The sequence below is a fragment of the Duganella qianjiadongensis genome (assembly GCF_009857915.1).
GTDB classification, from domain to species: Bacteria; Pseudomonadota; Gammaproteobacteria; order Burkholderiales; family Burkholderiaceae_D; genus Rugamonas; species Rugamonas qianjiadongensis.
The window spans coordinates 1-257 of sequence record NZ_WWCM01000100.1 but is presented as its reverse complement, the minus strand read 5'-3'; the positions used below and the strand labels follow the sequence as shown (position 1 = coordinate 257).

1 rRNA gene is annotated in these 257 nt (G+C 51.8%); it reads left to right on the top strand.

The annotated features are described in order from the left end of the window. A 16S ribosomal RNA gene (locus GTP27_RS24485) occupies positions 1-257 on the top strand; the annotation flags it as partial.

Below are 257 nucleotides of genomic sequence, written 5' to 3'. Positions count from 1 at the left end.
CCTGGGGAGTACGGTCGCAAGATTAAAACTCAAAGGAATTGACGGGGACCCGCACAAGCGGTGGATGATGTGGATTAATTCGATGCAACGCGAAAAACCTTACCTACCCTTGACATGGCAGGAATCCTGAAGAGATTTGGGAGTGCTCGAAAGAGAACCTGCACACAGGTGCTGCATGGCTGTCGTCAGCTCGTGTCGTGAGATGTTGGGTTAAGTCCCGCAACGAGCGCAACCCTTGTCATTAGTTGCTACGCAAG